General features: G+C 77.3%; 6 protein-coding genes. 2 read left to right on the top strand and 4 right to left on the bottom strand.

Annotated features, from left to right (window positions below; all coding sequences use genetic code 11):
• Nucleotides 1-7: 7 nt before the first annotated feature.
• Complete coding sequence (locus ABT106_RS29790) at nucleotides 8-1,522, bottom strand: class I adenylate-forming enzyme family protein (protein ID WP_351283553.1); 1,515 nt, start codon at nucleotides 1,520-1,522, stop codon at nucleotides 8-10.
• On the bottom strand, nucleotides 1,519-3,309 hold the full coding sequence (locus tag ABT106_RS29785) for a CoA transferase (protein WP_351283551.1): 1,791 nt from the start codon (nucleotides 3,307-3,309) through the stop codon (nucleotides 1,519-1,521). Before ABT106_RS29785 ends, ABT106_RS29790 begins: the two co-directional genes overlap by 4 nt.
• Before the next feature lie 188 nt (nucleotides 3,310-3,497).
• Between ABT106_RS29785 and ABT106_RS29780 the strand changes: the two genes are divergently transcribed.
• Complete coding sequence (locus ABT106_RS29780; RefSeq protein WP_502979525.1) at nucleotides 3,498-4,661, top strand: acyl-CoA dehydrogenase family protein; 1,164 nt, start codon at nucleotides 3,498-3,500, stop codon at nucleotides 4,659-4,661.
• Nucleotides 4,662-4,671: 10 nt separating this feature from the next.
• Here the strand turns inward: ABT106_RS29780 and ABT106_RS29775 are convergent, their stop codons facing one another.
• The gene (locus ABT106_RS29775; RefSeq protein WP_502979524.1) at nucleotides 4,672-5,853 is read right to left on the bottom strand and encodes a sugar ABC transporter permease; all 1,182 of its coding nucleotides are present in this window, start codon (nucleotides 5,851-5,853) and stop codon (nucleotides 4,672-4,674) included.
• A gap of 53 nt (nucleotides 5,854-5,906) precedes the next feature.
• Nucleotides 5,907-7,115, bottom strand: a complete 1,209-nt coding sequence (locus ABT106_RS29770) for an MFS transporter (protein ID WP_502979523.1) — start codon at nucleotides 7,113-7,115, stop codon at nucleotides 5,907-5,909.
• A gap of 220 nt (nucleotides 7,116-7,335) precedes the next feature.
• On the opposite strand from ABT106_RS29770, the gene ABT106_RS29765 reads away from it, so the two are divergent.
• Nucleotides 7,336-8,088, top strand: a 753-nt coding sequence (locus ABT106_RS29765; protein WP_351283544.1) for a hypothetical protein, incomplete at its 3' end; no start/stop codon positions are given.

Genomic DNA, 8,088 nt, shown 5'->3' with positions numbered 1-8,088 from the left:
GCCTCGGTCACCCTGCTCCCGGCCCTGCTCTCGTACATCGGGATGCGCGCGCTGTCCCGCCGCGAGCGCCGCAGGCTCGCCGCCGAGGGGCCGCGCCGACGCAGACCACGTCGCGGACCTGCGGGTGGGCGGTGAGTTCGCGTTCCACCTCGGCCGGGCTGATGTTGGCGCCGCCGCGGATGACGATGTCCTTGAGGCGGCCCACGACGTGCAGGACGCTGCCGGCGTCGAGGTAGCCGAGGTCACCGGTGCGGACCCAGCCGTCGGGCGTGCGGTAGCGGGCGTCCAGGTCGGGGGCGCCCACGTAGCACAGCGGGGTCATGGGGCCGCGCGAGATGATCTCGCCGATGTCGCCGTCGGGCAGCGGTTCGTGGGTGTCGGGGTCGGCGATGCGGATCTCCGCGACCCGGGGGTCGGGGTGACCGGCGACGACGCCGGTGCCGTCGGTGGGCGGGACGGTGGTGCCGAGGCCGGTGTGGCAGTTGACGCCGTCGGCGGACCCGTAGAGGTTCACCACCGGACACCCGAACGCCTTGGCCGCGGCGGCGGCCGTGGTCTCGTCGAGCGGCGCCCCGCCGAGGATCAGGGCGGTGGGCGCGGGCAGTTCCTCGCGGGTCTCCTCCAGGCGTTCGAGGATCATCCGGACCATGGTGGGCACGCCGAGGACGTGCGTCGGCTCGTGCGCGCGCACCGCCGCGACCGCCGCTTCGGGCGTGAAGTGGTCGAGCAGGACGAGGGTGCCGCCGTGCCGGGCGAGGGTGACGGCGGTTCCGTTGGAGCCGAAGGCCGAGGCCAGCGGTACGAGGAACAGGCAGCGCGGCGGGGTTGCGTCGGGCATGAGGGAGGCCAGGAAGTTGCCCCGGCCCCCGGCCAGCGCGTTGTGCGAGTACGCGATCATCTTCGGCTCGGCCTCGGAGCCGGACGAGACGAGGATCCGGGCCGCGCTGTCGGGGTCGGGCCGGGCGGGGACGAATCCGCTGGGGTCGCGGCGCATGAGCTCCGCCATCGGGACCGCTCCTTCCGGGGCGGTGCCGGGACCGGCGGCGATGACGTGGCGCAGGAGCGGGAGGGCCGGCGCGAGCGTCAGCAGGTCGGCGGCGTGCCGGAAGCCGCGGTGCTCGGTCGCGGCGATGACGGCGACGGCCTCGGCCCGGCGCAGCAGGCACTCGGCCTCCAGCGTGCCCCGGCCGACGGGGAAGGGGAGGGCGACGGCGCCGAGGGCGGCGAGCGCGAGGTCGGCGATGACGGCGCCCCGGTGGTTGGGGAGTTGTACGCCGACCACGTCGCCCGGGCCTATCCCGAGGTCTCTGAGGCCCGCGGCGAGACATCGCACCTTGCGGTCCAGCGCGGTGTAGCAGAGGGCGCCCTTGGCGTCGATGACGGCGGTGTGGTGCAGGTCGGCGATCTGGCGGGCCCGGAACAGGCTGTAGAGGTCGAGGTCGGGGCAGGTGCCGTCGACGACCCAGGACCGGCGGAGTTCGGCGGGCAGCAGGTCGCGCAGTTCGAGCCGGTCGGCGGTCATGCGAAGCTCCAGGGGTCGGGGACTGCGGGGGCGCCGTGCGCGTCGCGGCTGATCGAGTCGGCGAACCGCGGATCGTGGTGCAGGGCGGCGAGGTCGGTGGTGACGGCGGTGGCCGTCAGACCGTGGTCGCGCAGTTGGGCGAGGGCGTCGGCGGTGGTCAGTTCGCGCAGGTCGTAGGCGGCCGCGGCGGTGGCGTTCGTGTCGGCGGGGGCGATCCAGCCGTCGGCCGTCCTGAGCGGGTGCCGGAACCCGGCCGGCCGACGGGGGTTCTCGCCACGGGCGGCCCGGAGCAGGGCGGGCGCGGTCAGCGTGTCGGCGGCCCCGAGCAGGGAGGAGTCCACCCGTACGCCGTGGCCGGTGCGTTCGCGCAGCAGGAGTCCGGCGAGGACTGCCTCGGCGCCGAGCAGGCCGCCGAGCACGTCGAGGAGGGTCATCAGCGAGGGGGCGGGGGCCTCGCCCTCGGGACGGACGGCCTCGCCGACACCGGTGCGGGCCTGCACCATGAAGTCGGTGCCCATGGGAGCGCCGGGGAGGCGGCCGGCCCAGCCGCTGGTGTACGCGTAGACCAGCGCCGGGTTGACGCGGGCCAGGTCATCGGCGTCGAGCCCGAGTTCGGCGGCCTTGCCCGGCGCCCAGTTGTGCAGGAAGACGTCGGCCCGCGCGGCCATCTCCCGCAGCCGGTTCCGGTCGCGCCCCGACTTGATGTCGATCTCCACGGCCCGCTTGCCCCGGTTGAGGGCGAGCCAGCGCGCGGAGGTTCCGGAGCAGGCGGGCGGCATGCCCCGGAGCGGGTCGCCGCCCGGCGGTTCGACGCGGATGACGTCGGCGCCGAGGAGTCCCAGGAGGTGGGCGGCGAGCGGGGCCTGGATGCGCCGGCCGGCCTCCAGCACGGTCAGGCCGGCCAGCGGCCGGCCGGGGCCGGGCGGGGCTCCGGTACCCATCGCGCGGGGAGAGCCGGCTCTGGAGCCGAGGGGCTCCAGTGACCAGGGGGCCAGGCCGTCGTCCTCCACGGCGCGCTCCGCGAGGCTGCGCAGGGGGCACACCTGGGCTCCGGCGAGGGCCGCGGCGCTGCTGATCCGCGCCATCGGGTGGGACCGCGTCACCGTGTGGAGGGCTGCCGGGAACGGGGCGCAGGCGGTGGCGTACCGGAACTGGAACGGGCGCCAGCCGGCCCGCAGCGCCTCGGGAGGCGCCTCCAAGGCCCGCCAGAAGGCGGCCCAGGCGGCCGGATCGAGGGTTTCCAGCTCGAAGACGACGCCCTCGGCGGAGGTGAAGGGCGGTCCCCCGGCGGCGAGTTCGGCGGCCTCCCCCTCGTCGGCTCCGGCGGCGGCGAGGTACTGGGACACGGCGAGCAGTCCGGCCCGGTCCGCGCCGGTGGCCACGCGGGCGGCGGCGCCGCCCCGGGCCTGGCCCACCAGGCCCGCGAGCAGCCCCTGCACCGTCAGGACGGCGGTGGCCGTCGCCGCGTAGTCGGCCGCCAGGCCGCGCGGGCCGCCGTCCCGGCGCCCGTGTACGGCCATGACGCCGGTGGCGGCCTGCACGGTGGCCTCGTCGACGAGCCCGCTCCCGGGGCGTCCCCAGGCGGTGGTCGCGTGGGCCGGTGCGAAGTCACCGCCGGTGAGCGTGGTGCCGCCCGCGGGCCCGTCCCCCGGGTCGGGGTGGCCCGTCCGGGCGCCGAGCACGCGCAGGTGACCGGCGACGACGTCCGCGATCTGCGGCGGTCCCGAGGTGTCGAAGCGCAGTGTGTCGAGCGGCCGGACCGTCTGCGTGGTGGCTGGTGACGCCATGCCTCTCCTCTCCCGGCGCGGCGGTGGCCGTCGCCCGGGTCTCGCGGAACTCGGGAACCCGGGCGCGTCCGCGCCCGACCAGTTCCACGGACAGACAGTCGGGCGGCCGTTCGCACGGGTTCCCGGGAACGAGGAGAAAAACAGTGACGGACGCAGCAGCCCCGTACGCGACGGCCCCGGCGCGGGCCGTGGTTCCGCTGCCGGAATTGACGGAGCGGATCACCCGCTTCGTCACGGACCGGGTGATCCCCCGCGAGGAGGTGCTGGACGCCGGCGGGTCCGCGGCCGCCGCCGTACGGACCGCCCTGCGCGACGAGGCCCGGGAGGAGGGGCTGTGGGCGCTGCCGCTCCCCGCCGAACTGGGCGGTGGCGGGCTGGACTTCCGGGCGTACGCGCGACTGGCCGAGGCGGAGGGCGCCAGCGACCACGGCCCGGCGGCGCTGGGCTCCGCCCCGCTGCTCGACGTCACGATGCTGGCCCGCCACGGGAGTCCGGGGGTCCGCGCCTACCTGGAGCCGCTGGTCTCGGGAGAGCTGCGGGCCTGTTTCGCCATGACCGAGCCGGACGTCCCCGGCACCGACCCCTTCCTGACCGCCACCCGGGCCGAGCCGCGGCCGGACGGCGGCTGGCTCGTCACCGGCCGCAAGTGGTTCACCTCCGGCGCCGCCGACGCCGGCCTGGTGACGGTCATGGCCCGCACCGGCGGGGCCCCCGGCGACCGCCACGGGCTCTCCCTGCTCGCCGTCCCCACCCGCTCCCCCGGTTTCCGCGTGGTCCGGGAACTCCCCGTGTTCGGAGCCGCGGGCCAGTACGAGATCGCGTTCGACCGGGTCCGCGTGCCCGCCGACCACCTCCTCGGCACGCCCGGCGCTGCCCTGGACATCGCGGGCGAACGGCTGCAGCTCGGCCGCACCCTGCGCTGTCTGCGCTGGCTCGGCCAGGCCCAGCGCGCCTTCGACCTCCTGTGCGAGCGCGCCGCCACCCGGCGCGGCTCCCGGGGGCCCCTCGCCGACCACCAGCTGGTCCAGCAGCACGTCTTCGACGCCCTGCTCGCGCTGCGCACCACCCGCCCCTTCGTCCACGAGGCGGTCGACCTGATCGCGTCCGGGCAGGACGCCCGTACCGAGGTGGGGCTCGCGAAGGTCGCGGCGGCGCGCATGCTCCAGCGGGTCACCGACTCCGCGATCCAGGTGCACGGCGCCGCCGGGCTCGGCCCGGACACCCCGCTGCCCGCGCTCTTCCGCGGCGGCCGGGCCGCCCGGATCCTCGACGGCCCCGACGAACTCCACGTCACCTCCGTGGCCCGCCGCGTCCTGCGCGGCTACGGCGGCGGGGCCGCTCCGCGGCCGTGAGCGGGCCCCGCTACACGAGGGTGAGGTCGACGGCGCCGACGAGCGCGGTCAGCCCCAGTGCCAGGAAGAAGTCGCCCCAGATCAGCTCGTGCCGGACCGCGAGGTCCTTCCCCGCGTCGTAGCAGCCGTCCAGCAGCATCCCGGCCGGGCGGCCCGGCCCCCGGCCGGTGAGGTGGTCCTCCGTGAGGTGGCGCAGGACCGCCTCCCCCCGCTCCGCGCACGCCGCGGCCCGGGGGCCGGGCACCCGCGCCAGTTTCAGCAGGGCGACCGCGGTGATCGCGGCGGCCGAGGTGTCGGCGGGCCCGTCCGGCCGGGAGGAGTCCGCCGCCGGTACGGGCCGCCCGCTCAGGACCCCCGCCTGCGCGAGCAACTGCCCGGCGGCCTGGTCGAGCCGGGCGGCCGCGCCACCGACGGCCCCGGGAACGTGCCCGGCATCGGCGGCGCCGGTGCTGAGGGCGTCGGCGACACCGGGGTTGAGCAGGGCGTCGGCGACCGCGAGGAGCAGCCAGGCGCTTCCCCGGCTCCAGCCCGGCGCCGGATCCTCGCAGGGCTGCCAGCCCGTGGCGGCGTCGAAGCTCCAGGCGGGATGCGTGCGCGCGGGCGGGGGCGGGGCGCCGCCGGGAACTCCGGCCCCGATGCCGGTCGCCCCGCCGGTCCCGGCCCTGGTCGCCCCGGTCCCGGCCGCGCCGCCGGTCCCTCCGAGGCAGAGGTCGAGGTGCCGGTGCAGGTGCGCGGCGGCCGCCGCCGCCCCACGCGGTCCGGCTCCCGCCAGGAGCGGCACCGTACCGGGTACGCCGTCCGCCCGGGCCAGCAGGCGCGGCCCGCCGAGGGCGCCGCCCCAGGGCAGCAGGCCGAGTTCGGGGTCGTAGGCCGCCAGGCAGGCGCGGGCGGCCCGCTCCCGGAGCGCGGTGGCCCGCCCGTCGGGACCGGCGGGGGCGGTCCCGTACCAGAAGATCAGCCCGCGGGTGGCGGTGTCGGCCTCCGCCCACTGCACGAGCCGCGCCGTCCACGCGGCCGCCGTCCGCCGGTCGGCCCAGTCCTCGGTGTACCGCGCCCGCAGCCACAGCAGCCCGGTCCAGAAGCCGCCGGTCCACGAGCCGCGGCCGGTCGTCGTCCACCGCCCGTCCCCCGGGTCCGCGTACAGGGGGAAGCGGGTGCCGACGGCCGCCTCGGTGGCGGCCACGCGCTCCATGACGGCCGCGAGCGCGCCGTCGGCCCAGTGCCCGGCGGGCGCCGGCCCGGCGCTCACGCCGGGACCTTACGGTGGTCCCGTACGGCCCAGAGGAACGCGACGGCGCCCGCCGCCGCGAACTCGGCGGCCACCAGGATCCAGCCGGGCCCGTACCTCCCGCTCTGCGCGAGCAGGCCGAACAGCGGTGGTCCCAGGGCGAATCCGGCGAAGAACCCGGCCGCGACGAGCGCCGAGTCCTGTCCGGCCCGGCCGGCCGCCGCCCGCTGCACGACCAGCACCATGGAGACGGCGTTCCCGGACACGGCGAACACCCCGACGGCGACCGCTCCCACCCACACCAGGGGGCTCGTGGACACGGCGGCGGCCAGCAGCAGCGCCGCCCCGACCGCGCCGCACGCCAGCCCGCCCGGCAGCCATTCGGCGCGTCCGGGCCGGGCCGCCCTCGACCAGGCCACCCGGCCGACGATTCCCGCCACGCCCAGCACGGCCACCAGTACCCCGGCCGTCGTCGGCCCCATCCCCAGGCGGCGGACGCCGAACAGGGCCAGATACGTGTTCACCGAGGCGATCCCGGCGCCCAGGAACAGCGAGAACACCGCCAGCCAGGCCACCATCCCCCGCGGTACGAGCGACGCGGGCGGCCCGGCCGCGGGCGGCGGCGGGTCCGCCGGCAGCGTACGCAGCGCCCACACCCCTGCCAGGAGCGCCGCACCGGACGCCGTCCACACGGCGCCCCGCCAGCCGATGCCGCCCGCGAGCAGCACGAGCGGCAGCCCGGCCACGAACGCGCCCAGCTGGACACCGGACTGCTTCAGGCCCGTCACGGCCCCCCGCCGGGCGGGCGGGACGCCGGCCAGGACCGCCTTGTTGGTGGCCGGGTTGGCCAGTGCCTGCGGTACGCCGCCCAGCGCGACCGCGGCGAGCAGCAGACCGGTTCCGGGGGCGGCCCCGATCAGGGCCAGCGCCACGGCGGACACCAGGAGCAGGACCACCAGCGAGCGGCGCGGACCGATCCGGTCCACGATGCGGCCGCCGGCCGGGGACAGCACGGCGGCCGTCCCGAAGCCGAGGGTGGTCGTCAGCCCGAGCACGGCGGGCGTCATGCCCAACGCGTCCACGACGCGGGGGCCCAGCGCACCCAGGACGAACAGTTGCAGCATCGAGAACGCCATGGCACAGGTGAGCAGCGCGGTCAGCTGCCGGGTGGGCCGGTCGTCGCCCTTCGGTGGCGCGGCCGTCGCCGCCTCCCCTTCTGTCGCCACAGATCTCTCCCGTCACCCGATGTCGAACACGGCCGGGAAGGCAGTCGGTCGCGGGCCCGGGCGAGTTCCCTCCGCGCCCTGTGCCCTGCGCCACATCTCACGGGGAAGGACCCGCCCCATCGGATGAACGGGCCGTCCCGTCAACGGCGTACGGGAGAACTTGTCGGGAAGTGCGCACCCCGACGCTCCGCCCGGAACACCGGTGCGAGGATGAACCGCCATGACCCCAGGCCACTGTTCCCGAGCCGTACGGGCTGCGATGTTCGCAGCCCTCTGCGTGCTGCTCGCGGCCACCGGCCACCTCCTCATGTCGGGGGCGGCCGTGCCCTGGTGGGCGGTGTCCGCCGCGTTGGCGGGCACGGTGGCGGCGGCCTGGGCGCTCGCCGGACAGGAACGCGGTGCCGCGGCCGTGACCGGTGCGACGGTGGCCGTGCAGACTCTGCTGCACGCGCTGTTCTCGCTGGCGCAGTCGGTGGTCCGCCCCTCCCTGCCCTCGGGGACCTCGTTCGCCCGGCAGTGGGCGGAGTACCTCACCTGCGGCGGGAGCGCCCCGGTCGACCTGACCCCCGGCGAGGCCCTGCGGGTCGTCACCGAGGCCGGGCTCGGCCGGCTCGTGTCCCTGCCGCCACCCGGGAACGTGCTCACCGCCGTACCGGAGTCCGGCACCCCGGTGGGGCACGCGCCGCACGAGGCGGCGGGCCACGCGTCCGCGGCGGCGGCCGACGCGCTGCCGGCCGGCGCGCACGCCATGGGCGGCACGTCACCGGCCGGCATGCTGGCCGCGCACCTGCTGGCGGCGGTGCTGTGCGGCCTGTGGCTGGCGTACGGGGAGCGCGCCGCGTTCCGCGTGCTGCGCGCGCTCGCGGGGTGGCTCCGGGCACCGCTGCTCCTGCTGTTCGGCCGGGCCGCCACCCCGCACCGGCCCCGCGTCCTCGTCCGCCGCACCCGCCAAGACCGCGCGCCGCGGCGGCTG

Origin of the sequence: Streptomyces sp. NPDC002044, from assembly GCF_040296725.1 — a bacterium.
GTDB classification, from domain to species: domain Bacteria; phylum Actinomycetota; class Actinomycetes; order Streptomycetales; family Streptomycetaceae; genus Streptomyces; species Streptomyces antarcticus.
Note: the sequence above shows the minus strand (reverse complement) of the source record. Positions and strands in the feature narration are given on the sequence as shown.